Source organism: Sphingomonas sp. FUKUSWIS1 (genome assembly GCF_000733135.1).
Taxonomy (GTDB): Bacteria; Pseudomonadota; Alphaproteobacteria; order Sphingomonadales; family Sphingomonadaceae; genus Sphingomonas; species Sphingomonas aerolata.
The window spans coordinates 32,712-55,694 of the sequence record NZ_JPJC01000212.1 but is presented as its reverse complement, the minus strand read 5'-3'; the positions used below and the strand labels follow the sequence as shown (position 1 = coordinate 55,694).

The following is a 22,983-nucleotide window of genomic DNA, read 5'->3' as shown; positions in this document are numbered from 1 at the left end:
CGGCTCGACACGCCGGCGCGCGCCTATGTCCTGCGACGTAAGCCGTTCGGGCCGATCCTGCCCTCCGCACATGCGGTCGAGCGCGAATATGCGGTGATCGCCGGGCTTCATCCGACGGGTTTCCCGGTGCCCCGGCCGTACGGGCTGTGCGAGGATCCCGACGTCATCGGCGCGCCATTCTATGTCATGGAGATGGTCGAGGGTCGGACGATCTGGGACGGCGCGATGCCGGGTGCGACGCCCGCCGAGCGCCGCGCGCATTATGACGCGATGATCGACGCGCTGGCCGCGCTCCACAACACCGATTACGCGGCGGCGGGGCTCGCATCCTATGGCAAGCCCGGCAATTATTTCGAGCGGCAGGTGGGGCGCTGGACCAAGCAATATCGCGCGGCGGAGACCGAGCGGATGGAATCGGTCGAACGGCTGATCGACTGGTTGCCGCGCACCTTGCCCGACCAGACGCGGACGTCGATCGTCCACGGCGACTATCGTATCGACAACATGATCTTCGCTCACTCTACGGACGGCGCGGGGGCGAAGGTGATCGCGGTGCTCGACTGGGAATTGTCGACGCTCGGCGATCCGCTCGCCGACTTTTCCTACATGCTGATGAGCTGGGTGACCGAGCCCGAAGGCCGGTCTGGGGTGCTCGGCCTGACCGGTCCGGAGACCGGGATTCCCACGATCGAGCAGGTCGTCGCGCGCTATTGCGCTGCGACCGGGCGGGACGGCGTCCCCGATCTCAACTGGTATTTCGCCTATAACCTCTTCCGGCTCACCGGGATCGTCCAGGGGATCAAGAAGCGAATCATCGACGGCACCGCGTCGAGCGCGCAGGCCGAGGCGACGGTCGCCAAGGTGCACGCGCTGGCGGATGCGGCGTGGGGGTTTGCGGTGAAGGCGGGCGCGTGACGCACGTTCCGGTTGCGGAAGGGAAGAGGCAGGGCATGACGCAGTTCGACCTGAGCGGGAAGGTCGCGATCATCACCGGATCGTCGCGCGGGATCGGCAAGGCGAGCGCTTTCGAGCTGGCGGCACATGGCGCGAGGGTGGTGATCTCCAGCCGGAAACAGGAGGCGTGCGATGCCGTCGCGGCGGAGATCAACGCGCGCTACGGCGAGGGCCGCGCGATCGCGGTCGCGGCGAACATCGCCGACAAGGCGGCGCTCCAGCATCTCGTCGACACGACCCGCAGCGCGTTCGGCCGTATCGACGTGCTGGTCTGCAACGCCGCCTCCAACCCCTATTACGGACCCCAGGCGGGGATCGGCGACGACCAGTTCCGCAAGATCCTCGACAACAACATCGTCTCCAACCACTGGCTGGTCCAGATGGTCGCCCCCGGCATGACGGAGCAGCGCGACGGCAGCATCATCATCATTTCCTCGATCGGCGGGCTTCGCGGATCGCCGGTCATCGGCGCCTATTGCATCAGCAAGGCCGCCGACATGCAGCTCGCGCGCAATCTCGCGGTCGAGTTCGGCCCGTCGGGCGTCCGCGTGAACTGTATCGCGCCAGGACTGATCCGCACCGATTTCGCGCGCGTGCTGTGGGAGGATCCCGAGCGGATCGCCGCGGCGAACACCCGCGTGCCGCTGCGACGCATCGGCGAACCCGAGGAAATCGCGGGCGCGGTGGTGTTTCTCGCTGCATCCGCGAGCCGTTTTATGACCGGGCAGACGCTGGTCATCGACGGCGGCGTCACGATCTAAAGGGGAGGGCATCATGCGGTTCGAGAACAGGTCGATCATCGTCACCGGCGCAGGATCCGGCATCGGCCGCGCGGCGGCATTGCTGTTCGCGGCAGAGGGCGGGCACGTCGTTGTCGCGGACCGTACCGAGGGTGCGGACGAGACCGCGCATCTGATCAGCCAGGCCGGCGGCATCGCCACCCCGATCCGTGTCGACGCGGGGGAGGAGGAGGACGTGATCCGCATGGTCGCGCTCGCCTGTGATACATATGGCGGGCTCGACGTGCTGTTCGCCAATGCCGGCATCTCGGGCGGCATGGCCAATCTCTTCGACACCGACGTCGTGCTGATCACCGAAGTACTGCGGGTCAATCTGATCGGTCCGTTCCTCGCCATCAAGCACGCGGCACCACGGATCGTCGCGCACGCGGCCGAGATGGGCAGGGGCGGCGCGATCGTTCTGACCGCGAGTGTCGCCGGGTTACGGTCGGGCGCAGGGTCGCCGGCCTATTCCGCGTCCAAGGCGGGGGTGATCAACCTCGCGGCGGTGTCGGCGCAGCAGCTGTCGGGTGCGAATGTCCGGGTCAATGCGATCTGCCCCGGGCTGACCGAGACGGGGATGACCAAGCCGGTGTTCGACTATGCGCGCGAGGCCAACAAGATGGACCGCGTCGGCCGCCTAAACCCGCTCCACCGCGGCGCGCAGCCCGAGGAGCTTGCCCGGGTCGCGGTGTTCCTCGCCTCCGATGACGCAAGCTACGTCAATGGTCAGGCGATCGTGGTCGATGGCGGATTGTCGTCGAGCCATCCGGTGACGCGGCAGGATTACGGCAAGACCGCAGCCTGAGGCGGTCCGCTCAGGCGGCTGAGAGATGGAGGTCGGCGAAACCGGTGAAATAGCCGCGTAGCGTCGGATCCTCGATTGGCGCGATCAGCGCCGCGATCGTGGCGGCCGGCGACGCCGCGCCACCACCAGGCGCGGCGCCGCTGGCAAATCCCATCGCCCAGCTGCCGAAGCTGCGCTCGGTGATCGTCTGTTTCGCGAGCTGCACCATCGCGAAATGCCGGTCGTCGCGCTGGATGCGATCGAAGGTGCGCGACACGGCGAGATCATCGCCTTCGAGCACCTGCAAGAACCTGTTGCCGCCAGCGATGAGCAGACCGGTCACGCCCGCGGCGGCATTGTTGCGCCGCGAGACCCGCAGGATCTCGTCGATGACCGGCTGTGTCACACGGCCACGCGACGTGCTGATATAGAGAAGGCGCTGCATGCCGATGATCCCGGAGAATGATCGCGCGGGACTAATCGGAATTTACGAAGACCGGGTTAACCCGCGTAAACTAAGGTTATTTTCGCATCCGGATCAGCCCCTCCTGCGCGACGCTCGCGACGAGCCGTCCGTCGCGGGAGAAGATCTTGCCGCGGTTGAAGCCGCGCGCATGGCCCGACCAGGGGGCATCGCAGGCATAGAGCAGCCAGTCGTCCGCGCGGAAATCCTCGTGCAGCCAGAGCGAATGATCGAGGCTGGCGGTCTGCAGACCCGGCGTGATCCAGTTGATCCCGTGCGGCAGCAGCGCGGTTCCCAGCAACGCCATGTCCGAGGCATAGGACAGGACCGCGCGGTGCATCGCCGGGTCATCGCCGATCGGCGCCACGATCCGAAACCAGTTGGCATGGTTCGGCGCCTGCGCGGGCGGATCGATCCAGCTGCGCGGGTTGACCGGGCGGACCTCGATCGGACGCCAGCGCAGCATGTGCGCGCGGAATTTTTCGGGAATGCCGTCGATATTCTCCAGCCGCAGGTCGCGATCGGAGCGCAGGTCCTCGGGCGGCGCGACGTCGGGCATCGCGTCCTGGTGATGGAGGCCGTCCTCGGGGGTCTGGAACGATGCCGCCATGTTGAGGATCGGCTGGCCCTTCTGCATCGCAATGACGCGACGCGTGGCAAAGCTGCGGCCCTCGAAATCGCGGACGACGCGGTAGACGATCGGGTAATCCTCGTTGCCCGGCCGCATGAAATAGGCGTGAAGCGAATGCGCCGCCTTGGGCGCCTCGGTCGAGCGCTGCGCGGCCTGGAGCGCCTGCGCGATCACCTGGCCACCGAACACGCGACCGACGCCGCCGGGCTGGCGCTTGCCGACATAGAGGTCGGTGTCCACCTCGTCGATCTCGAGCAGGTCGACGAGGCCCTGGGCGAGGGCTTGGGGTGTTACTTCGGCAGTATCGTCAGGCATTTGACCTCCTTGGTCTCCCGCGACGGCGGGAGCCCAGTCTGGGCCCCCGCCTTCGCGGGGGTACAAGTTCGGGTCAATAGCCCGCGGCGATGGCCAGCCTGTCGGCGTGGAAGTTGGCGTCGCCGAACAGCTCGGCCAGCACGCGCGCGCGCTTCATGTAGAAGCCGATGTCATATTCGTCGGTCATGCCGATGCCACCGTGCATCTGCACGCTTTCCTGCACGCTGAGCGTCGTCGCGAGCGCGGTCATCGCCTTGGCGACCGAAACGGCCTCGTCGGCCTTGTCGTGGCCCAGATCGAGCAGCTGCTGGGCCTTCAGGACCGCGGCGCGCGCGACCTCCATCTCCGAATAGAGATGCGCCGCGCGGTGCTGGAGCGCCTGGAAGCTGCCGATCAGCGTGCCGAACTGCTTGCGCTGCTTCATATAGCCGATCGTCATGTCCATCGCGCCGCCGCCGACGCCGAGCAGCTCGGCGGACGCGCCGGTGCGGCCCGCGCGGAGCAGGCGGTCGAGCGGGGCGCGGCCGGCATCGACCTCGCCGATCACCGCATCGGCATCGACCTCCACCCCGTCGAAGTCGAGCCGTGCCGCGAGGCTCGCATCGACGAGGCGTTCGGCGTTCGCGCTGAGCCCGGCGGCGTCCTTCGGCACCGCGAACAGGGTGATGCCGTCGGCATCGTCCGCGCCGCCTGCGGTACGCGCGGCGACGATGATCAGGTCGGCGGTGTGGCCGTGCGCGACGAAGCGCTTGGCGCCGGTCAGTTTGAAGCCGTTACCCGCGCGTTCGGCGGTCATCGCGATGCTGTCGCGATGCTTGGCGGCCTCGTCGATCGCGAGCGCTGCTACCGTTTCGCCGGCGATGATGCCGGGGAACCAGCGTTCGGCCTGGCCGGTGCCCTTGAGCGCTTCGACCGCGGCGACGGCGGTGGTCAGGAAGGGGGAGGGCGACAGGTTGCGACCGATCTGTTCGAGCACGACACCCGCCTCGACATGGCCAAGGCCGAGTCCGCCCTGGTCCTCGCCGATCAGAATGCCGGTGAAGCCCATTTCGGCGAACTGCTTCCACAGATCGCGCGAGAAGCCGGTGGCGTCATCGGCGTCGCGAAGCGCGCGCATGTGGCTGACGGGGGCGTGTTCCGCCACAAAGTCGCGGATCGTGTCCTGAAGGACGGTCTGGTCGTCGTCGAGATAGAGTGGCATTTCTGTTCCCCCGCGGAGGCGGGGGCCCAGGAGCCCCGCGCGCAGCGTTCGTGATTTTGGGCTCCCGCTTCCGCGGGAGAACGGTAGAGCTCAGGCCGGCAGTTCGAGGATTCGCTTGGCGATGATGTTGAGCTGGATCTCGCTCGTCCCGCCCTCGATCGAGTTCGCCTTGGTGCGGAGCCACGAGCGCGGGATCGCACCGCCGCGCGAGCGCTCGCTGTCCCATTCGAGCGCGTCCGAGCCGCCCGCCGCCATCATCAGTTCGTAGCGCGACTTGTTCAGCTCGGTGCCGTAATATTTCATCATGCTCGGCTGCGCGGGGTGGGCCTTGCCTGCCTTGAGTTCATCGATGAAGCGTTCGGACATCGCCCCGAACGCCTTGGCGCGCACCTCGAACAGCGCGATCGACGCGCGGAGCAGCGGGTCGGCGAGGCGGCCGTCATGGCCGAGCCCGACGGTGGCGATCGCGCCGTCGATCAGCGGGTTGCCACCCGACGAGGCGAGCCCCATGCCCGAGATCATCTCGCGTTCGTGACCGAGCAGATATTTGGCGACGTCCCAGCCCTTGTTCTCCTCGTACACGCGGTTGACCTTGGGGACCTCGACATTGTCGAAGAAGGTCTCGCAGAAGGGGGAATTGCCGCTGATCAGCAGGATCGGCTTGGTCGAGACGCCGGGGGTGGCCATGTCGAACAGCACGAAGCTAATCCCACCCTGCTTCGAGGTCTTGTCGGTGCGGACCAGGCAGAAGATCCAGTCCGCCTTGTCGGCGTAGGACGTCCAGACCTTCTGGCCGTTGACGAGATAATGGTCGCCCTTGTCCTCCGCGGAGGTGGCAAGGCCGGCGAGATCGGAGCCCGCATTGGGTTCCGAATAGCCCTGGCACCAGCGAATCTCGCCGCGCGCGATCTTGGTCAGGTGATCGAGCTTCTGCTCCTCGGTGCCATATTTGAGCAGCGCCGGCCCGAGCATCGAGATGCCGAAGCTGTTGAGCGGGTTGCGCGCCTTGATCGCTGCCATCTCCTCGCGGAGGATCTTGGTCTCGGCAGGCGACAGGCCACCGCCGCCATAGGCCTTGGGCCAGTCGGGGACAGTCCATCCCCTGGCGGCCATCCTGTCGAGCCAGTCCTTCTGCGCGGGGCTCGATGGCTTGAACTGGCGACCGCCCCAGCAGACATCGTCCTCCGAGCGGACGGGCTTGCGCATCTCGGGCGGGCAGTTTTCCGCGAGCCAGGCGCGGGTTTCGGTGCGGAAGGTGTCGAGGTCGGTCATCGGGTCTTCCTTTCTCCCTCTCCCCCGAGGGGAGAGGGCGTAGAATTTACTTGATCTTTCCACCGCTCGCGGCGGCATCCTTCAGCGACTTGGCAACGGGGAAGCCGTATTTCTCGAGCCCGGCTACGACCTTTGGCAAGCCTTCCGACTGCGCCCAGAACATCGGGCCGCCGCGATAGACCGGCCAGCCGTAACCGTAGATCCACACCACATCGACGTCAGACGCACGCTGCGCCTTGCCCTCTTCGAGGATCAGCGCGCCTTCGTTGACCATCGTGTAGAGCGTGCGCGCGACGATCTCCTCGTCGCTGATCTCGCGCGGGGTGACGCCCGACTTGGCGCGGAAATCGTCGATGATCTCGGCGACGCGGGGGGAGTTGGACGGCGTGCGCTTCTCGTCATAGTCGTAGAAGCCCGCCTTGGTCTTCTGGCCCCAGCGGTTTTCTGCCGCCAGCGCGTCGCGGATATTTTCGATCCGGCTCGGGTCGCGGTGCCAGCCGATGTCGACGCCGGCGAGGTCGCTCATCTGGAACGGGCCCATCGGCATGCCGAACGCGACATGGACGCGGTCGATCTGCTCGGGGCTCGCGCCTTCGAGCAGCAGCTTGGTCGCCTCGACCTGGCGCGGCATCAGCATGCGGTTGCCGATGAAGCCGTAGGTGACGCCCGCCACCACGGCGACCTTCCTGATCTTCTTGGCAAGCGCCATGACGGTCGCGAGCACGTCGTTCGCGGTCTTGTCACCGCGAACCACCTCGAGCAGTTTCATCACGTTGGCAGGCGAGAAGAAGTGCATGCCCACGACGTCCTCGGGCCGCTTCGTGCACGCCGCGATCTCGTCGATGTTCAGATAGGAGGTGTTCGAGGCGAGGATCGCGCCTGGCTTGGCGATTGCGTCGAGACGCGTGAAGATGTCCTTCTTCACCTCCATCGTCTCGTACACCGCCTCGATGATCAGGTCGCATTCGGCGAGATCGGCGAAGTCGAGCGTGGGCTTCAGCGCGCCCATCGCCTGTTCGACCTGTTCGGGCTTCATCCGGCCCTTGGCGGCGGTCGCCTCGTAATTCTTGCGGACGACGCCGGTGCCGCGGTCGAGCGCCTCCTGCTGCATCTCGACGATCGTGACGGGGATGCCGGCGGACAGGAAGTTCATCGCGATGCCGCCGCCCATCGTGCCCGCGCCGATCACGCCGACGCGTTTGATCTCGCGCAGTTTCGTCTCCGCGGGGACGTCATCGATCTTGGCGGCCTGGCGCTCGGCGAAGAAAATATGGCGCTGGGCCGCGGACTGGACGCCCATCATGAGCGCCATGAACTGTTCGCGCTCGAACGCGATGCCGTCGGCGAAGCTCGACCCGTCGGCGGCCTTCTCGACGCAGGCGATGTTGGCGGCGGGGGCGTCGAAGTTGCGGAAGCGGCGGGCGTTCTCCTTCTTGAATGCGGCGACCGCGTCGGGATCGGCCTGTGCGGTCTTCTCGGACGCGCGGGGCAGGGGGCGCTTCGCCGCGATCTCGCGGGCGAACGCGATGGCGTCGGCCTCGAGGCTGTCCTCGCCGACGATCTTGTCGATCAGACCGGCGTCGAGCGCCCTCTTCGCCGAGATCGGATCGCCCTTGGCAGTCATCTCGAGCGCAAGCTTGACGCCGGCGATGCGCGGGATGCGCTGCGTGCCGCCCGCGCCGGGTAGCAGGCCGAGCTTGACCTCGGGCGTGCCGATCTTGGCCGAGGGAACGGCGACGCGGTAATGGCAGCCGAGCGTGACTTCGCAGCCGCCGCCCAGCGCGGTGCCGTGGATCGCGGCGACGACGGGCTTGGACGACGCCTCGATCATGTCGACGACGGTCGGCAGGCCGGGCTCGACCATCGGCTTGCCGAATTCGGTGATGTCGGCGCCCGCGAAGAAGGTACGGCCGTCGCAGCGGATCACCATCGCGGTGATGCTCGCGTCGGCGACGCCGTCCTTGATCGCGGCTTCGAGTCCTTGGCGAACTGCGGCGCCGAGCGCGTTGACCGGCGGGTTGTTCGAGATGATGACGAGAACGTCGTCATGGCGTTCGGTGCGGATCGGGGTGGTCATTATTCTCTCCTGGTAACGGCCGCCGACGGGTCAGGTCATGGCGGCGTAGATCATCGTCTTGAGTTCGCGGCGGATGGGGTAGAGGCTGCTGGGCGAGACCTGGGTCATGAAGACCATCGACAGGCGTTCGACCGGGTCGATGAAGAAGGCGGTCGAGAACATCCCGCCCCAGTAATATTCGCCCTTCGACCCCGGCATCATCGACCGCACCGGGTCGATCGTCACCGCAAAGCCGAGACCGAAACCGGTGCCGGCATTGGTCGCCTCGCTGAACATCGACCGGGACATCGTCGTCAGATCGGCGCCGCCGGGCAGATGGTTCTGCGTCATGAGTTCGAGCGTCTTGCGGCCGAGGATCCGCGCACCGTCGAGTTCGCCGCCGTTGAGGCACATCTGGCAGAAGCGCTGATAGTCGAGCGCGGTCGAGACGAGCCCGCCCCCGCCCGACAACAGCGTCGGCGGACGGCTCCACGCGCTCTTCTCGCCGCGGTCGAGCATCGTACGCCCCTTGCCCGGCGCGACCGTGTAGCAATCGGTCAGGCGATCCGTCTTGTCGGCAGGAACCTGGAATCCCGTGTCGTCCATCTTCAGCGGCACGAAGATGCGTGTCGTGAAGAAGGTGTCGAGCGTGACGCCCGAGACGCGCTCGACGACGGCACCCAGCACGTCGGTTGCCACCGAATAATTCCACGCGGTCCCCGGCGAGAATTCGAGCGGCAGCGCGCCCAGCGCGGCGACGAACCCGTCGAGATCGAGATTGCCGTGCCAGTTCTCGATCTTGCCTTCGCGATAGGCGGCGTCGACGTTCGACCGGTTCTGGAAGCCGTAGGTCAGACCCGAGGTGTGGCGGAGCAGGTCGATCATCCGCATCGGCTCGGCCGTTGGTCTCACCGCAAAGGGGACCCCCGCACCGCCGCCGTTATAGACGCCGATCCCCTTGAACGCGGGCAGGACGTGATGGACCGGCGTGTCGAGTGCGACGAGGCCCTGTTCGACCAGCATCATGAACGCGACCGAGGTGATCGGTTTGGTCATCGACGCGATCCGGAACAGCGAGGTCTCGTCGATCGGCGCGCCGCCTTCGCGGGCGAGGCCCTGATGCGAGAAATGCACAGTTTCGCCGTCGCGCGCGATCAGCAGCTGCGCATTGGGGAGCTTGCCGGTGACGATATAGCGGTCTTTCAACAGCCTATCGATCGCGGCGAGCCGTGCCGGATCGAAGCCATGCCGTTCAGCCGCCCCAGCGAACGCGGCGGTCATCGCCAGCTTCCCCGCATGCACCATACCCCCGGTTCGAACATGGGCACTCCTATTGCCTTGAGTGGCGTGCAAATCAACTCTAAACGTGCATCTGGTTGGCGGATAAGCCAAACCCGAAATTCATATTTGGAGTAGGCTGGCCTTGGCTCATGAACCAATCATCGCCCTGGACCCCAACTGGCCGGTCATGTCGATGGCGGAAACCGAACGGCGTCTGACTGCGCCCGGCGGCAAGTTCGAGATGGAGACCGTGACGATCGGCGGGGTCGCGACGCGCGTGTGGAAGAATGCGCCGCCGTCGCTGCGTTACCTGATCGAGGCCGCGCGCGGTCATGGCGAGCGCGTCTTCACCATCTATGAAGACGAGCGCGTGACCTATGAAGCGACGTGGCGCGCGGTGACGACGCTGGCGGCGCATCTGCGTACGCTGGGCATCGGGCCGGGCGACCGTGTCGCGCTGGCGATGCGCAACCTGCCCGAATGGCCGGTCGCGTTCTTCGCAGCGACCGCGATCGGCGCGGTGATGGTGCCGTTGAACGCGTGGTGGACGGGCGCGGAGATGGCCTATGGTCTCGCCGATTCGGGTGCCCGGGTCCTGATCACCGACGATGAACGCCATCACCGGCTCGAGGATATCTACGCGACGATTCCGTCGCTAGAGCAGGTGCTGGTCAGCCGCGCGGTCGCGCCGCTGACCGGTATCGCAGCGCCGCTGGAGGACGTGATCGGGGCGTCGTCGCACTGGGCGACGCTGCCCGACCAGCCGCTGCCCGACGCGGTGATCGCGCCCGACGACGATGCGACGATTTTCTATACCAGCGGCACGACCGGTGCCCCCAAGGGGGCGCTGGGGACGCATCGCAACATGATGTCGAACATCCTGACCGGGGGCTATTCGGGCGCGCGATCGGCCCTGCGGCGCGGCGAGATGCCGCCCGAGCCGACCCCGCGCGTGACGCTGACCGTCATCCCGCTCTTCCACGTCACCGCCTGCTCGGCGGGCATGATGGGGGTGATCGCGACGGGGAGCACGATGATCTTCATGCGCAAGTGGGACACCGTCCGTGCGATGGAGATCATCGAACGCGAAAAGGTGAACGTGACCGGCGGCGTGCCGACGATCGCGTGGCAGCTGATCGAGCATCCCGACCGCGGCAACTATGATCTCTCGTCGCTCGAATCGATCGCCTATGGTGGCGCGCCCTCGGCACCCGAGCTGGTCAGGCGCATCCATAGCGAGCTCGGTGCGCTGCCCGGCAATGGCTGGGGCATGACCGAGACGATGGCGACGGTCACGCATCACGGCGCGGAGGATTATCTCAACCGGCCGAGCAGCGCGGGCCCCCCCGCGCCGGTCGTCGACCTGAAGATCGTCGCGGAGGACGGCGTCACCGAGCTTCCGGTCGGCGAGGTCGGCGAGCTCTGGGCGCGCGGGCCGATGATCGTGAAGGGCTATTGGAACAAGCCGGAGGCGACCGCGACGACGTTCATCGACGGCTGGGTGCGGACGGGGGATCTCGCGCGGCTCGACGAGGAGGGGTTCTGCTACATCGTCGACCGCGCCAAGGACATGATCATTCGGGGTGGCGAAAACATCTATTCGTCGGAGGTTGAGAATGTCCTCTATGCGCATCCCGCGGTCACCGACTGCGCGCTGATCGGGCTGCCTCACCGCACGCTGGGCGAGGAGCCGGTTGCCGTCGTCCACCTCGCTCCCGGTGCGCAGGCGAGCGAGGCGGAACTGCAGGCCTGGGTGCGCGAACGGCTCGCGGCGTTCAAGACGCCCGTCGCCATCCGCTTCGTGCCCGAGACCTTGCCCCGCAACGCGAACGGCAAGATCCTGAAAAAGGACCTGCAATCGCTTTTTGCGGATCGGATTCCGACCACGGCATCATAGTTTAGGGCGATTCGTTCTGCATCTCGCAGGCGGAGCGTCAACACCGCTTGAATGCCGCCCCGATTGTGACAAGGGGAAGGGCTAGCGAGGGGTAACGGCATGGCGAACGACGATTATACGGCCCAGGCGGGTACGGCGGACGTCCATGAGGGAGGGCCGCCGCCCGCTAGGGGCGGGGCAACCACGGAAACCAGCGCGGAAGGAGTGTTCGAACCCCCGATCGGCGTTGGTGTCGAGGATGCGATGCGGATCGCGCAGCGACGCGATCGCCTGCTCGCCGCGCTGACGCTGACCGCCGGAATTGGGCTGGTCATCGCATTGCCGTTCGCGTTGAAGGCAGGGGCGGAGTTCTTCCTGCCGCTGACGACCGCGCTGGTGATCGCCGTCGCACTGATTCCGGTGCTCGAATGGCTCGAACGGCGGGGCGTGCCGTCGCCGATCGCGGCGCTCGCGTGCATTCTGGTGTTCTTGGTCGCGGCCAATGTCGCGATCGCCGCGATCCTCGTGCCGGCAACCGACTTTTTTCGGCTGCTGCCGACACGGCTCGATCGGATCCAGAGCAATCTGGCGCCGCTGCTCGATCTTTATTCGAGCCTCGAGAAATATGTGAACAAGACGCTGCGGCAGGTCGCGTCGACGCCGATCAAGCAGCCTGCAACCGCGGGCGTCGCGGCACCGAGTTCGATCCTCGAATTCGCCGCGACATCCGCGCCGGCGGTCATCGTCCAGCTGCTGTTCGGGATCCTGATCGTGTTCTTCTTCCTGTCCGGCTGGACGGGCATGCGACGGCAGACGATCACGGGCCGCACGAGCTTCGACGGGGCGATGGCGACCGCCCGCGTGATTCAGGACGTGGTCGACGATGTCTCGGCCTATCTCGGCACGATCACCGTCATCAATGTCCTGCTCGGGATCGTGACCGGCACCGCCTTGTGGGCGATCGGCATGCCCTATCCGGCGATGTGGGGCGGGATCGTCGCCCTGCTGAACTACATCCCCTATTTCGGACCCGTGATCGGCGCGTTCCTGCTCGGGCTGGGCGGGTTGATGACCTTTTCGGATATCTGGATGGCGCTGCTTCCCCCGGCATTGATGTACGGGCTGCATCTCGTCGAGGCGAACGCGATCACGCCGTTCATCGTCGGCCACCGGCTGACGATCAGCCCGCTGCTGATCCTGATCTCTCTGAGCTTCTGGGGCTGGGTCTGGGGCACGCTCGGCGCGTTGCTGGCGGTGCCGCTGCTGATCATCATTCAGACCGTGCTGGGCGCAGCGGGGAAGCCCGATATCGCGGGGTTCCTGTTCGAGCATGGCACGCTGGTGCAGCAGAAAAGCGGGCGGAATCGGCGCCGGGGGGACGCGTCCGACGACCAACGTGAAACAGGCGGCTGAATGGGGGTTGACGCTATCCCAACCCTCGCCTAGTTGCCGCCTCCACGCTGTTTCAGCGGGTGTAGCTCAGTTGGTTAGAGCGCCGGCCTGTCACGCCGGAGGTCGCGGGTTCGAGTCCCGTCACTCGCGCCACCCTAAGGGGTGGCCGAGCCCCCCTTTAAAATATTAGCCGCCGTCCGGACAGTGACCGGGATCAGCGCCCCGTTTCCATCCAGCGCAGCACGGGTTTCAGCGGCGCTATCCAGATCAGCCCTGTGACGAGATAGAATGCCAGCTGGCCCAGCCAGTGCCAGCTGCCGACGATCGTCGACAGGCTGACGATCGCGACGCACCACAGGGTGATCAGCAACAGGATGCCGAGCATCCCGGCGGGTTTGCGCCAGCTAGGTGTCATGGCGTGATCCAGTCCTTGTCTGTGGCGATGGCGTGAAGCGGCACGTCCCAGGCGTCGGGCGTCAGCGCGTCGACCTCCTGGATCGCCAGCGCGATCCCGATTCGCCATGCGTCGGGATGCGCGAGAAATGCGCGGTCGTAATAGCCTGCGCCCTGGCCGATGCGATTGCCGTGACGATCGAACCCCACCAGCGGGGTGAGGATGATGTCAGGGGCGAGCGCAGCGGCATCGGCCGGGGGCTGGTGAAGCCCGAAGGGGCCTGCGATCAGCGCCGCCTCGGTCTCCCACGCGAGAAACCGCATCGGCTGGTCGCAGCGCACGACGTGGGGAAGCGCGATGACGCACCCTGCCTCGACAGCAGCGCGTGCGAACGGCAAGGGATCCGCCTCACCAGCCATCGGAACATAGGAGGCGACGGTCAGGCCGGGCGAAAGCCGGGCCAGGAACGCGTCCGGGACGCGGATCTCGACCGGCGCGGCGGCCGCACGGGCGGCCCGCAATGCGGTACGTAGCGCGGCCTTGTCGCTCACGGGTGCGGATCGATCATGCGGGTATCGTCCGATGACGGGAATGGTGATGTGGCGGGCCCACCATGGCCGTGTGCCGGGTTATCCACTGACGCACGGTACGTCAGGTGGGGACCATATGCTTCGGACCAGGGTCCTAACAGGGACAGCCCCCTATGGATGATGAATAGCCTCAGGGATAATAAAGGCTCGTACCGGGCAGAACCCGCCAAGGCCAATCTAGGCGCTCGGCGGGCTTTGCTCAAGGGCCTGTGCAAGTCCTTCGAGACGATCGGCGATGCGCGTCAGCGCGATCTCGCTGACCGCCGATCCTTCGGGCGGACGATGCGCAGCTTCGTCGAGATCATCGGCGAGCATCAGTGCCACGAACAGCATCGCGCGTTCGGCACTGAGCCCCCCGGCGGCGCGGTCCGCGACCGGCCAGCGTTCGGCGAGCATCGCGCCGAGCAGACGCACGCGCGATTCCTCGCCGTCGCGACACGCCACCGCATGCGGGCGGCCACCGATATCGAGCATGACCTGTGCCATCAGTTGGGGCTCCCGCGGGTGATGACGTCGTCGAGCGCGGCGACCGCCTCCGCCATGCGCGCCTTGAGTGCGGCATGCCGCCTGGCGAGTGCGTCGCCGCTTTCGGCGCGTGCGTGGATCGCGGCTTCGATCCGGCCGATAGCGGCGTCGATCCTGTCGACCGCGGTTGGACCGTCGGGAGGCCTGTCGACGGCCGTCGGCGCGTCGGGAAGAGTATCTGGCATAGATTGCGAGATAGCATGGCCGGGGGGCGCGGCAAGCGGCTTTCGCCCGTGCCGTACACCGTCCATGGTGTTGACAGGGCGCCCCACCGCCCCGCAAAGGCAGCGCGCCCGGAACGGACTCACGGGCGTAGCGGAGATACAGCAATGACGGTCAAGGTTGCGATCAACGGTTTCGGGCGGATCGGCCGGCTCGTTGCCCGCGCGGTTCTGGAGCAGTCGAACGGCGCACTCGAACTCGTCGCGATCAACGATCTCGGCGACGCCAAGTCGAACGCCTGGCTGTTCAAGCGCGACAGCGTTCACGGCAAATATCCGGGCGACGTGTCGGCCGAGGGCAATGAACTCGTCGTCGACGGCAAGCGCATCCGCGTCACCGCCGAGCGCGACCCCGCGAACCTGCCGCACGCCGAACTGGGCGTCGACATCGTGCTCGAATGCACCGGCTTCTTCACCGACAAGGCAAGCTGCCAGAAGCATCTCGACGCCGGCGCCAAGAAGGTGCTGATCTCGGCACCGGGCAAGAATGTCGACCTGACGGTCGTCTATGGCGTCAACCACGACAAGCTGACGGCCGAGCACACGATCGTGTCGAACGCGTCGTGCACGACCAACTGCCTGGCTCCCGTCGCCAAGGTGCTGAACGACGCGATCGGAATCGAGCGCGGGCTGATGACGACGATCCATGCCTATACCAACGACCAGAAGATCCTGGACCAGATCCACCCGGACCTGCGTCGCGCACGCGCTGCGGCGATGTCGATGATCCCGACCACGACGGGCGCCGCGCGCGCCGTGTCCGAAGTGCTGCCCGAACTGAAGGGCAAGCTCGACGGGTCGGCAATTCGCGTGCCCGTGCCCGACGTCTCACTGATCGACCTGACCTTCACCCCGTCGCGCGACACGACGCGCGAAGAAGTGAACGCGGTGCTGAAGGCGGCATCCGAGAGCGGCCCGCTGGTCGGCGTGCTCGACTGGTCGGACGAGCCGCTCGTCTCGATCGATCTCCAGCATACCCCGGCCTCGTCGACGATCGACAGCCTCGAGACCGCGGTGATCGACGGCAAGCTGGTCCGCGTTGTCAGCTGGTACGACAATGAATGGGGCTTCTCGAACCGCATGGTCGACACGGCCACGGCGATGGCGAAGTTCATCTGAACTTGCGATCCATGTACCCCCTCTTCCGTTCGCTTCGAGCGCAGTCGAGAAGCCGCTTCGCGTGACAGATGGTGTCTCGACTGCGCTCGACACGAACGGGCAGGGGGCGGTGGCCTCGACCTTGAATAGGGCAGGCACGATCGCCGGCATCGCGCGTCACGCCCGCGCGAAAGCCCCGATGGAGGTCATCGACCATGTCGAGATCACCATCGACGCCGGGCTGCATGGTGACTTTCGCGGCTATGTGAAGCCCGGCGGCAGGGGGCGGCGTCAGGTCACGTTGCTCGAACGCGGCGACTGGGATGCCGCGATGGCCGAGGTCGGCTGTGATATTCCCTGGTACGAACGCCGCGCGAACCTTCTCGTCGACGGCTTCGACCTTCCCCAGATACCCGGCACGCGGCTTCGCATCGGCGCGGACGTCGTGCTGGAGGTGACGCGCCACACCGATCCGTGCGAACGGATGGAAGCCCTGGCGCCAGGATTGTTCGCCGCGCTCACGCCCGACTGGCGGGGCGGGGCGTGTACCCGCGTTTTGATGGGCGGCAGAATCGCCGTCGGTGACGAGATCAGGATCGAAGAATCATGAGCAAGCCATTCAAGACACTCGACGACATGGGCGATGTGCAGGGCAAGCGCGTGCTTGTCCGCGAAGACCTCAACGTGCCGATGGCCGAAGGGGCCGTCACCGACGACACGCGCTTGCGGGCGACCGTCGCGACGGTCGGCGAGCTGGCCGACAAGGGCGCGATCGTCCTGATCCTCGCCCATTTCGGCCGCCCCAAGGGCAATCCGAGCCCGGAATTCTCGCTCTCGCAGGTCGTCCGGCCGTATAGCGACGTGCTGGGCCGCGAGGTTCGCTATGTCGACTGGGAGGGCGCGGACGACGCGGTCGCGATGCTCGAACCCGGCAATATCGCGGTTCTGGAGAACACGCGCTTCTTCGGCGGCGAGGAGACGAATGATCCGGCGGTGGTCGCGCGCTTCGCCAGCCTCGGCGATCTCTACGTCAACGACGCCTTCTCTGCCGCGCACCGCGCGCACGCCTCGACCGAGGGGCTGGCACATGTCCTGCCCGCCTTTGCCGGCCGCGCGATGGAGGCCGAGCTCGACGCGCTCCAGAAGGCGCTGGGAGCGCCGGAGCATCCCGTCGCGGCGGTCGTGGGCGGCGCGAAGGTATCGTCGAAGCTCGACGTGCTGCGGCACCTGGTCACGCGCGTCGATCACCTGATCATCGGCGGCGGCATGGCCAACACCTTTCTCGCGGCGCGCGGCGTCGATGTTGGCAAGAGCCTGTGCGAGCATGAGCTCGCCGCCACCTGCGAACAAATTATGGAGGCTGCCGACAAGGCGAACTGCATCGTCCATCTGCCGTACGACGTGGTCGTTGCGAAAGAGTTCAAGCCGAACCCCGCCACGCGCACGATCAACGTGCACGAGGTCGCAGCGGACGAGATGATCCTCGACGTCGGCCCGGCCGCGGTCGAATCGCTTGGCGACGTCCTGAAGAATTGCCGGACCCTGGTCTGGAACGGTCCGCTCGGCGCGTTCGAGACGCCGCCGTTCGATACCGCCACGGTCGCGCTCGCCAAGACGGCGGCGGCACTCACCGAGGGTGGTTCGCTGGTCTCGGTCGCAGGCGGTGGCGATACGGTCGCAGCGCTCAACCATGCCGGGGTCGCGGATGCGTTTACCTTCGTATCGACGGCCGGCGGTGCGTTCCTGGAATGGATGGAGGGCAAGAACCTGCCCGGCGTCGCCGCGCTGACCCGTTAAGGTATCGGCGCCGGCTCGTTGAGCAGGGGCACGAGCGGCGTGTTCAGGTCGGCCAGGTCGAACGCGCCGGGTTTCGCATAGCGGACGATCCCGGCGCGATCGATGATGTAGTTGGTCGGCAGCGCGCCCATGACGCCGAACGCGCCCTTGATCCGCCGCGCCGATGGTATCGCCAGCGCCGCGAAGACCGGTTTCAGCTTGTACGCCGGGAGCGATTCTTCGGTTGCAACCGCGAAGACGCGCAGGCCATTGCCCTTGCGCAGCCGGTAATAGGTATCGAGCAGCGGCAATTCAGCCTTGCACGGCCCGCACCATGTCGCCCAGAAATTGAGGATGACGACCTGTCCGTGCAGGTCGGTGCTGCTGATCCTGCTGCCGTCGATCAGCGTCATTTCGAACTTTGGCGCCCGGTCGCCGACCTTGATCGTCGCTGACGCGTGGGACGGCGTCATCGCGATTGCCAACGCCAATGCGCTCGCGACTACGCCCTTTGTCGAAACCGTCATCGCCCGCTCTCCCCCCGGAGGTTTTCCCGTCGTCATCCTCGGCGTCCGGGGATGGTGCGTCAATCCGTCCCTGGCGCGCGTTCGAGTACAGTCGAGCAGGGGTTGATCAAGCGCCGCCCCTTGCCTATGTTTAACATGTTAAACGGAGACTCGGATGCTCGGCGTCAGGCTCGATAGCGACCTCGAAGAACGACTCGCGGCGGTCGCCCGCACGCAAGGGCGCAGCAAGAGCGATATCGCACGTGAAGCCGTGCGCCGCTACGTCGAACGCCACGATGAAGCGTTCCTTGCGGAGGCAAAGCGGCAATCGCTCCTCGCTGCCGCACATGATCGACACGCGAAGGACGAAGACTGGGATGCCATGTTCGCGGAGTCCCTGACGTGAAAATTACACGGGGCATGGTCGTGATCGGGGCTGGCAAAGGGGAGTCTTCCCGGAAGCCACGACCGTTCCTCGTCGTTCAGTCAGACCTGTTCGCTGATCATGGCACGGTCTCGCTGTGCCCACTCACCAGCGTCATCACCGGCACCAGCCTCTTTCGCGTGTCGCTCGAGGCGTCGCCCGAGACGGGTCTTCTCTGCGACAGCGAGATTCAGGTCGACAGGCTCGACACGCTCGACCGCAACGCCATCGTCAGGATTATCGGTACGATACCCATCACCACCATGACCCGGGTCGACGACGCGCTGCGCCGCTGGCTCGAACTCTAAGACAGGAATGACCATGACCTCGACGATCACACCGCAAATCAAGACTATCCTCGACAAGTATGAGGCCACGAGTTCGGCGGTAAAGGCGAACCTTGCGCGCATCCTGATGCAGGGCAAGCTCGGCGGTACCGGCAAGCTGGTGATCCTGCCCGTCGACCAGGGTTTCGAGCACGGCCCGGCACGCAGCTTCTCGGTCAATCCGGCGGCCTATGACCCGCATTACCATTATCAGCTCGCGATCGACGCCGGGCTCAGCGCCTATGCAGCGCCGCTCGGCATGCTCGAAGCGGGCGCGGACACGTTCGCCGGGCAGATCCCGACAATTCTGAAGTGCAACAGCTCGAACAGCTGGGCGACGTCGATCGACCAGGCGGTGACCGCGACCGTGGCGGACGCGGTGCGGCTCGGCTCGGCGGCGATCGGCTTCACCATCTATCCGGGCGCGGACCAGTTCTTCGACCTGGTCGAGGAAATCCGCGAGCTGAGCGAAGAGGCCAAGTCGGTCGGCATCGCGACCGTCATCTGGTCCTATCCGCGCGGCGGCGAGCTGACCAAGGACGGCGAGCTCGCGCTCGACGTCGGCGCCTATGCCGCGCACATGGCGGCGCTGCTCGGCGCGCACATCATCAAGACCAAGCTGCCGACCGATCATATCGAGCAGAAGGAAGCCAAGCCGCTTTATGCCGGCACCGACTGGTCCAAGCAGGCCGATCGCGTCCGCCACGTCGTCCAGTCGAGCTTTGCCGGGCGTCGCATCAACGTGTTCTCGGGCGGCGCGTCCAAGGGTGCCGATGCGGTCTTCCAGGATGCACGCGATATTCGTGACGGCGGTGGCAACGGCTCGATCATCGGCCGCAACACCTTCCAGCGTCCGCGCGACGAGGCACTGGCGATGCTCGACCGGATCATCCGGATCTACAAGAACGAGGAATAAGCGCGGCTTCGCCCGTCCGTCATCCCGGCTCTGCGCCGGGGTGACGGGCGCGGCGCGACCCGCTAGGGGCGGGGAATGACCGAAGAAGATCCGCTGGGCCCGCTCGACCCGACATTCGCCGAGAATTTCCGTCGCGACATGCGGCGTCCGCCATGTCAGCTCTATCTCGTCTCGCCGCTCGACGTCGGCGGCGACTTTCCCGAGCGGCTTGCGCGCGCGCTCGACGCCGGGCCGGTGGCCGCGTTTCAGTTCCGCGTGAAGGACATCGACCAACACGCCGCCGCCGCGCTCGGTGCGCCGCTGCGTGCGATCTGTGCCGAGCGCGACGTCGCGTTCATCGTCAACGACGATATCGGGCTGGCGAAGCGGCTCGACGCGGACGGCGTGCATCTCGGGCAGAGCGATGGCGATCCGCGCGAGGCTCGCGCGCAGCTCGGCCCCAATGCGCAGATCGGCGTCACCTGTCACGGCAGCCGGCATCTGGCGATGGAAGCGGGCGAGGCCGGCGCGGACTATGTCGCGTTCGGGGCCTTTCATCCGACCACGACCAAGACCGTCGAGCATCTGGCCGAGCCCGTGCTCCTGTCCTGGTGGTCGACACTGTTCGAAATGCCATGTGTGGCGATCGGCGGGATCACGCCGGACAATGCTGCGGCGCTGGCAGCGGCGGGGGCCGACTTCATCGCGGTGTCGGGCGCCGTCTGGAATGGTGACGAGGTCGCTGCGGTCAAGGCATTCGGCGAGGTGCTCGCCAAGCGCTGAGACCCTGCGTCGCCCTCGGATACCTCAACTGTCGCGCTGCGCCTTGCGGCTCTGGATCCTGACTTTCGTCAGGATGACGGTTTGGGGTGATGGAGGCGCGTTGGCTGGCGTCACGGAAACAACCGTCGTTCCAACCGTTTGATGCAGTAGCGTAACGGTTGGGATGACGAGCATGACGGCATTTGTGACGAAAGCTTCGGTTCTTGCAGGTTGCCTGCTCGCGGCCCTGCCGGCGGTGGCGCAGCCTGTCCCTGCCAAGCCGGTACCGATCGACCGCAACGTACTGCACGTCCAGGTGATCCTCGATCATCTGGGTTTCGGTCCGGGCGTACTCGACGGACGCGGCGGGCAATCGCTCGTGGCCGCGCTCAAAGGGTTTCAAGAGGCCAAGGGGCTGCCGATTACGGGCAAGCCCGACACGCAGACGATGCGCGCGCTGTATCCCTATCGTGCGGCACGGCCGACCGTCACGGTCGCGCTGACGCCCGAGATGCTCGCGGGGCCGTTCGTCAATCCGCTGCCCAAGGACCCGGCGAAGCAGGCCGAGCTTCAGACGATCGGCTACCGGACGGTCATGGAGAAGCTGGGTGAGATGTTCCACACCACGCCCGCGGTGATCATGGCCCTCAACTCGCCGTCGACCAAGCTGTCGGCGGGGACAAAGGTGGTGTTCCCCAACGCTCTGCCGACGTCGCGCGACTATGATCCGAAGTTCCGTCCCGACTGGCGCGCGACGCTCAACATGCTGAACGTCGATGCGAAGCAGCCACAGGCGGATCACGTCGTCGTCGACAAGTCCGACGGCGTGCTGCGGGTGCTCGACGCGAACAACAAGCTGATTGCGCAATTCTCCGCGACGATGGGGTCTAGCCACGACCCGCTGCCGCTGGGGACATGGACGATCAAGGGCTCCGACTATAACCCCAAATTCCACTTCAACCCGGCGCTGTTCTGGGATGCGAAGAAGGGACAGAAGAAGGAGATGCTGCCGCCGGGGCCGAACGGTCCAGTCGGCGTGGTGTGGATGGACCTGTCGAAGGATCATTACGGCATTCACGGCACGCCCAACCCCGAGACGATCGGGCGCGCCGAAAGCCATGGCTGTATCCGCCTGACGAACTGGGACGCGGCAAGGCTATCGATGATGATCAAGCCGGGGACCAAGGCGGTCTTCCAGGCCTGATCGCATGACGCGGACGTTCTGGGTTATTCTCGCGCTGATCGTCCTGGTGGTTGGCGCGTTCGCTTCGATGCTGTCTTTTGGGGATGGCGGGCGACGGTCGGTGGCGTGGCGCGCGTCGTCGCCGACGGCGTCGAACGTCGCGGTCGCGGAGGACGGGGTTGCGGACGCGCCCCGTTCGTTGACGATGCCGGTGCTGGGTGTCCCACGCACCGCGGTCGGCAACAGCTGGAACGATCCGCGCGGCGGCGGGCTGCGCGGGCATCATGGCACCGACATCATGGCGGCGGGCGGCACGCCGGTCGTCGCGGCGGCGCCAGGACGAATCGAGAAGCTGTTCCAGAGCGCGCTTGGCGGGATCACCGTCTATGTCCGGTCACCCGACCGGCGCTGGACCTATTATTATGCGCACCTCGCGGGCTATGCGCCGGGCGTGCGCGAAGGGATGGCGGTCGCGGCGGGGGACCGACTTGGCTATGTCGGCGACACCGGTGACGCGGGCGCAGGCAATTATCACCTGCATTTCGGGGTGAGCCGGATGCAGCCGGGCCAGCGCTGGTGGCAGGGCGAGGAGGTCAATCCCTACCCGCTGCTTGCCCGCGCGCGGCCATCCCGCTAAAGCGCGCGGCTTCGGGTTTCCGCACGGCCTTGCCTGGCGGACGGCCCCTAGCTCTTTCCAGCAGGAATCGGTCATGAAGATCAACGCGGTCGAGATTCGTCCCGGCAACATCCTTGAATATGAAGGCGGCATCTGGCGCGCCGTGAAGATTCAGCACACCCAGCCCGGTAAGGGCGGCGCCTATATGCAGGTCGAGATGAAGAACCTCATCGACGGCCGAAAGAGCAACACGCGCTTCCGCTCCGCCGAGAGCGTCGAGAAGGTCCGGCTCGACACCGTCGACTTCCAGTATCTGTTCCGCGACGGCGACGCGCTGACCTTCATGGACAAGGTCAATTACGAGCAGATCACGCTGGATGCCGACATCCTGGGCGACGCCGCAGCGTTCCTGCAGGACGGCATGGATGTGGTGATGGAGCTCTGGGAAGAGCGGCCGATCTCGGTCCAGCTGCCCGACACGATCGAGGCGCTGATCGTCGAAGCCGATGCCGTCGTGAAGGGGCAGACCGCCTCGTCGTCGTACAAGCCTGCGGTGCTCGAGAACGGCGTGCGCGTGATGGTGCCGCCGCACATCGGTGCCGGCACGCGGATCGTGGTCGATGTCTATGAGCAGGCCTATGTAAGGCGTGCTGATTAAGG

The 22,983-nt window shown here is 66.2% G+C and carries 26 protein-coding genes and 1 tRNA gene; 16 read left to right on the top strand and 11 right to left on the bottom strand.

Going from position 1 to position 22,983, the window contains the following annotated elements:
• The 3 genes from sphsw_RS12970 to sphsw_RS12960 all read left to right on the top strand — a co-directional run.
• On the top strand, nt 1–915 hold a 915-nt coding region (locus sphsw_RS12970), incomplete at its 5' end, for a phosphotransferase family protein (protein WP_031440973.1).
• Nucleotides 916–950: 35 nt separating this feature from the next.
• Nucleotides 951–1,715: an SDR family oxidoreductase gene (locus sphsw_RS12965; protein ID WP_031440972.1), complete on the top strand. Its 765-nt coding sequence runs from the start codon at nt 951–953 to the stop codon at nt 1,713–1,715.
• 13 nt (nt 1,716–1,728) lie between these two features.
• Complete coding sequence (locus tag sphsw_RS12960) at nt 1,729–2,541, top strand: SDR family NAD(P)-dependent oxidoreductase (RefSeq protein ID WP_031440971.1); 813 nt, start codon at nt 1,729–1,731, stop codon at nt 2,539–2,541.
• 10 nt (nt 2,542–2,551) lie between these two features.
• Here sphsw_RS12960 and sphsw_RS12955 read toward each other — a convergent pair whose 3' ends face one another.
• From sphsw_RS12955 to sphsw_RS12930, 6 genes are all read right to left on the bottom strand, one after another.
• A complete protein-coding gene (locus tag sphsw_RS12955) occupies nt 2,552–2,965 on the bottom strand; it encodes a BLUF domain-containing protein (RefSeq protein WP_031440970.1) in 414 nt (137 codons plus the stop codon).
• A gap of 76 nt (nt 2,966–3,041) precedes the next feature.
• Nucleotides 3,042–3,929 (bottom strand): acyl-CoA thioesterase, encoded by an 888-nt coding sequence (locus sphsw_RS12950; protein ID WP_031440969.1) that lies wholly within the window; start codon nt 3,927–3,929, stop codon nt 3,042–3,044.
• 73 nt (nt 3,930–4,002) lie between these two features.
• Nucleotides 4,003–5,130: an acyl-CoA dehydrogenase family protein gene (locus tag sphsw_RS12945; protein WP_031440968.1), complete on the bottom strand. Its 1,128-nt coding sequence runs from the start codon at nt 5,128–5,130 to the stop codon at nt 4,003–4,005.
• Nucleotides 5,131–5,220: 90 nt separating this feature from the next.
• Nucleotides 5,221–6,402: an acyl-CoA dehydrogenase family protein gene (locus sphsw_RS12940; protein WP_031440967.1), complete on the bottom strand. Its 1,182-nt coding sequence runs from the start codon at nt 6,400–6,402 to the stop codon at nt 5,221–5,223.
• Nucleotides 6,403–6,448: 46 nt separating this feature from the next.
• A complete protein-coding gene (locus sphsw_RS12935; RefSeq protein ID WP_031440966.1) occupies nt 6,449–8,479 on the bottom strand; it encodes a 3-hydroxyacyl-CoA dehydrogenase NAD-binding domain-containing protein in 2,031 nt (676 codons plus the stop codon).
• 30 nt (nt 8,480–8,509) lie between these two features.
• A complete protein-coding gene (locus sphsw_RS12930) occupies nt 8,510–9,739 on the bottom strand; it encodes a serine hydrolase domain-containing protein (protein ID WP_031440965.1) in 1,230 nt (409 codons plus the stop codon).
• Between the two features lie 187 nt (nt 9,740–9,926).
• Here sphsw_RS12930 and sphsw_RS12925 point away from each other — a divergent pair, with 187 nt between their 5' ends.
• From sphsw_RS12925 to sphsw_RS12915, 3 genes are all read left to right on the top strand, one after another.
• Nucleotides 9,927–11,636 (top strand): class I adenylate-forming enzyme family protein, encoded by a 1,710-nt coding sequence (locus sphsw_RS12925; protein WP_042467219.1) that lies wholly within the window; start codon nt 9,927–9,929, stop codon nt 11,634–11,636.
• A gap of 243 nt (nt 11,637–11,879) precedes the next feature.
• Nucleotides 11,880–13,028, top strand: a complete 1,149-nt coding sequence (locus sphsw_RS12920; protein ID WP_081874318.1) for an AI-2E family transporter — start codon at nt 11,880–11,882, stop codon at nt 13,026–13,028.
• 55 nt (nt 13,029–13,083) lie between these two features.
• A tRNA-Asp gene (locus sphsw_RS12915) sits at nt 13,084–13,160 on the top strand.
• Nucleotides 13,161–13,221: 61 nt separating this feature from the next.
• On the opposite strand, the gene sphsw_RS12910 is transcribed toward sphsw_RS12915, so the two are convergent.
• The 4 genes from sphsw_RS12910 to sphsw_RS12895 form a co-directional block, all read right to left on the bottom strand.
• Entirely contained in the window at nt 13,222–13,422 is a 201-nt protein-coding gene (locus tag sphsw_RS12910; RefSeq protein WP_031396564.1) for a DUF2842 domain-containing protein, read from the bottom strand.
• Nucleotides 13,419–13,952, bottom strand: coding sequence for a 5-formyltetrahydrofolate cyclo-ligase (locus tag sphsw_RS12905; protein WP_031440962.1), 534 nt, complete (start codon nt 13,950–13,952; stop codon nt 13,419–13,421). Before sphsw_RS12905 ends, sphsw_RS12910 begins: the two co-directional genes overlap by 4 nt.
• Before the next feature lie 216 nt (nt 13,953–14,168).
• Complete coding sequence (locus tag sphsw_RS12900; RefSeq protein WP_031440961.1) at nt 14,169–14,477, bottom strand: cell division protein ZapA; 309 nt, start codon at nt 14,475–14,477, stop codon at nt 14,169–14,171.
• A complete protein-coding gene (locus tag sphsw_RS12895) occupies nt 14,477–14,701 on the bottom strand; it encodes a hypothetical protein (RefSeq protein ID WP_031396567.1) in 225 nt (74 codons plus the stop codon). Before sphsw_RS12895 ends, sphsw_RS12900 begins: the two co-directional genes overlap by 1 nt.
• A gap of 144 nt (nt 14,702–14,845) precedes the next feature.
• Here sphsw_RS12895 and gap point away from each other — a divergent pair, with 144 nt between their 5' ends.
• The 3 genes from gap (at nt 14,846) to sphsw_RS12880 (ending at nt 17,632) form a co-directional block, all read left to right on the top strand.
• On the top strand, nt 14,846–15,856 hold the full coding sequence (gene gap / locus sphsw_RS12890) for a type I glyceraldehyde-3-phosphate dehydrogenase (protein WP_031396568.1): 1,011 nt from the start codon (nt 14,846–14,848) through the stop codon (nt 15,854–15,856).
• A 178-nt stretch (nt 15,857–16,034) separates the two neighbouring features.
• Entirely contained in the window at nt 16,035–16,445 is a 411-nt protein-coding gene (locus tag sphsw_RS12885; RefSeq protein WP_042467217.1) for an MOSC domain-containing protein, read from the top strand.
• On the top strand, nt 16,442–17,632 hold the full coding sequence (locus tag sphsw_RS12880; protein ID WP_031440959.1) for a phosphoglycerate kinase: 1,191 nt from the start codon (nt 16,442–16,444) through the stop codon (nt 17,630–17,632). The genes sphsw_RS12885 and sphsw_RS12880 overlap by 4 nt, the downstream gene beginning before the upstream one ends.
• On the opposite strand, the gene sphsw_RS12875 is transcribed toward sphsw_RS12880, so the two are convergent.
• Nucleotides 17,629–18,138: a TlpA family protein disulfide reductase gene (locus sphsw_RS12875; RefSeq protein WP_031440958.1), complete on the bottom strand. Its 510-nt coding sequence runs from the start codon at nt 18,136–18,138 to the stop codon at nt 17,629–17,631. The genes sphsw_RS12880 and sphsw_RS12875 overlap by 4 nt on opposite strands.
• A gap of 154 nt (nt 18,139–18,292) precedes the next feature.
• Here sphsw_RS12875 and relB point away from each other — a divergent pair, with 154 nt between their 5' ends.
• The 7 genes from relB to efp all read left to right on the top strand — a co-directional run bounded on the left by relB (nt 18,293) and on the right by efp (nt 22,981).
• Complete coding sequence (gene relB, locus sphsw_RS12870; RefSeq protein WP_037527511.1) at nt 18,293–18,523, top strand: type II toxin-antitoxin system RelB family antitoxin; 231 nt, start codon at nt 18,293–18,295, stop codon at nt 18,521–18,523.
• 14 nt (nt 18,524–18,537) lie between these two features.
• On the top strand, nt 18,538–18,849 hold the full coding sequence (locus sphsw_RS12865; RefSeq protein ID WP_042467215.1) for a type II toxin-antitoxin system PemK/MazF family toxin: 312 nt from the start codon (nt 18,538–18,540) through the stop codon (nt 18,847–18,849).
• Nucleotides 18,850–18,862: 13 nt separating this feature from the next.
• The gene (locus tag sphsw_RS12860; protein WP_031440956.1) at nt 18,863–19,783 is read left to right on the top strand and encodes a class I fructose-bisphosphate aldolase; all 921 of its coding nucleotides are present in this window, start codon (nt 18,863–18,865) and stop codon (nt 19,781–19,783) included.
• A 75-nt stretch (nt 19,784–19,858) separates the two neighbouring features.
• Entirely contained in the window at nt 19,859–20,545 is a 687-nt protein-coding gene (gene thiE / locus sphsw_RS12855; RefSeq protein ID WP_031440955.1) for a thiamine phosphate synthase, read from the top strand.
• 172 nt (nt 20,546–20,717) lie between these two features.
• Nucleotides 20,718–21,728 (top strand): L,D-transpeptidase family protein, encoded by a 1,011-nt coding sequence (locus sphsw_RS12850; protein ID WP_031440954.1) that lies wholly within the window; start codon nt 20,718–20,720, stop codon nt 21,726–21,728.
• Between the two features lie 4 nt (nt 21,729–21,732).
• Nucleotides 21,733–22,344 carry a M23 family metallopeptidase gene (locus tag sphsw_RS12845; protein WP_031440953.1) on the top strand — a complete coding sequence of 204 codons (612 nt, stop codon included), beginning with the start codon at nt 21,733–21,735 and terminating at the stop codon, nt 22,342–22,344.
• 73 nt (nt 22,345–22,417) lie between these two features.
• Nucleotides 22,418–22,981: an elongation factor P gene (gene efp, locus sphsw_RS12840; protein ID WP_031440952.1), complete on the top strand. Its 564-nt coding sequence runs from the start codon at nt 22,418–22,420 to the stop codon at nt 22,979–22,981.
• Nucleotides 22,982–22,983 lie beyond the last annotated feature (2 nt).